The sequence below is a fragment of the Mesorhizobium sp. M7A.F.Ca.CA.004.04.2.1 genome, assembly GCF_004022825.1.
Classification (GTDB): domain Bacteria; phylum Pseudomonadota; class Alphaproteobacteria; order Rhizobiales; family Rhizobiaceae; genus Mesorhizobium.
This window is the reverse complement of sequence record NZ_RZPH01000966.1, coordinates 1-2,269: the sequence shown is the minus strand read 5'-3', so window position 1 is coordinate 2,269 and position 2,269 is coordinate 1. Positions and strand designations below refer to the sequence as shown.

Here is a 2,269-nt window from a genome sequence, read left to right as displayed (position 1 = left end):
AACCAGATGCATGCCTGGCGCGACATAGCGGGCGCCTCGATCGTCGCCATCTGCGACCGTGACCCGGAACGGTTGCGGATCGTCGGCGACCAATTCGGCATTGCGAAGCGCTATACCGATGCGGGGGAACTTTTTGCCGGCGAAAACCTCGACTTCGTCGATATCGCCACCAGCGCGCCCAGCCATCGTCCGCTTGTCGAAATGGCGGCACAGCACCGCGTGCCGGTGATCTGCCAAAAGCCGTTCGCGCCGACGCTCGCCGATGCCAAGGCGATGGTCGGGGCATGCGCGGAAGCCGGCGTGCCGCTGATGGTGCATGAGAATTTTCGCTGGCAGTCGCCGATCCAGGCGGTGCGCGCCGTGCTCGACAGCGGCGAGATCGGTATGCCCTTCTTCGGTCGCATCTCCTTCCGCTCCGCCTATGACGTGTTTTCCGGCCAGCCCTATCTGGCGACGGGAAGGCGCTTCATCATCGAGGATCTCGGCATCCACATCCTCGACATCGCCCGCTTCCTGCTCGGCGATGTGTCCACGATCACGACGCGGACGGTGCGCATCAACCCCGGCATATCGGGCGAGGACGTCGCGACGATGCTGATGGATCACAACAGCGGTGCTACCTCGGTGGTCGACTGCAGCTACGCGACGAAGCTCGCCACGGAGCCGTTTCCCGAGACGCTGATCGAGATCGACGGCAGCGACGGCACGATCCGGCTGGCGCAGGGATATCGGCTGACCGTCACCGGCAAGAGCGGCACGGCCGTCACCGACGTTTCGCCGCCGCTGCTGCCGTGGGCGTCGCGGCCTTGGCACAACATCCAGGAAAGCGTCGTCGCCATCCAGCAGCACTGGGTCGATTGCCTGGCAAAGGGCGTACAACCGGCGACCTCGGGTGCGGACAATCTCAAGACGTTCGCGCTGGTCGAGGCCGCCTATGCTGGGGCCGCGAGCCGGCAACCGGTGCAACTCGACGCCTCGCTGAAATGACCGCCGACGCCTTCCTGCTCTACGGCACGCGTACGGTCGAGGTCGAGCCGGTCAGGCTCAGCGCGGGCGCGCTCAGCGCGGACTTCGTCAATGGCAATCTGCGCACCATTCAGCATGGCGGCACCGAAGTGCTACGCGCCGTCGCCTATATCGTGCGTGACCGCGACTGGGGCACCTATGAGCCAAATTTGACGGACCTGATCATCGACCAGGCTGCCGACGCTTTTTCGGTCAGCTATTCGGCAAGCTGCCTGGCCCCCGATGGAACCCGGCTCGGCTTCCGCGCCACCATCAAAGGCTCCGCCGATGGCCGTCTGGTCTTCGAGGTCAGCGCCCTTCCCGAGAGCGATTTCGAAACCAACCGCTGCGGCTTCTGCATCCTTCACCCGATCGCCGACCTCGCCGGCAGCCCGGTCAAGGTCGAGCATACGGACGGCAGCGTGGAGGCGACAAAGCTTCCCGAACTGATAGACCCCTGGCAGCCTTTCAAGGATATCCGCGCCATCACCCATCAGGTTCGGCCTGGCGTCACCGCCGAATGCCGGATGGAAAGCGATACTTTCGAAATGGAGGACCAGCGCAACTGGTCGGACGCCTCCTACAAGACCTATGTGCGACCGCTGGCGCTGCCCTGGCCCTATGTGCTGCCTGCCGGCCAAACCCTGCGCCAGACGATCAGCCTGCGCATCGCAGGTGAAGGCAAAGCGCCGGCTGCCGCCGTGGCCAGCGAACCGGTCCGCGTCGAACTCGGCGAAGCCGGGCCAACGCTGCCGGATGTCGGCGTGGTCATCTATCCCGAAGATGTCGAGACGGCACTGGCGAACCTCTCCACGCTGACGACACTCGGCCCACAACAGCTGCTGTTTCACTACGATCCGACGCGCGGCCACGGGCTCGACGCCTTGCGCGCTTTCGCCCGGCTCGCAAATGCCCACGCTGCCGCAACGACCCTCGAATGCGTCGTTGTGTGCGCCGGCGATCTTGACGCCGAGATGTCAGGTGTCGCCGACCTGGTGCGCCAGGCCGGGCTAAAACTCTCGGCCATTGCCGTGTCGCCTTCGGTCGACCGGCAGTCGACACCGCCGGGCAGCACGTGGCCGGACTGTCCGCCGCTCGAGGATGTTTACGCGGCCGCGCGGCGCGCCTTTCCGGATATCCGCCTCGGCGGCGGCATGTTCAGCTACTTCACCGAACTCAACCGCAAGCGCGTGCCGGCGGACCAGCTCGATTTCATCACCCATTGTACTTGCCCGATCGTGCATGCCGCCGACGATCTCAGCAT

Annotated in this window: 2 protein-coding genes; both read left to right on the top strand. The window is 65.1% G+C overall.

Going from position 1 to position 2,269, the window contains the following annotated elements:
• On the top strand, positions 1–987 hold a 987-nt coding region (locus EN893_RS29875), incomplete at its 5' end, for a Gfo/Idh/MocA family oxidoreductase (protein ID WP_164901228.1).
• The coding region (locus tag EN893_RS29870; RefSeq protein ID WP_128362018.1) for a hypothetical protein at positions 984–2,269 on the top strand (1,286 nt) is incomplete at its 3' end. The genes EN893_RS29875 and EN893_RS29870, both read left to right, overlap by 4 nt.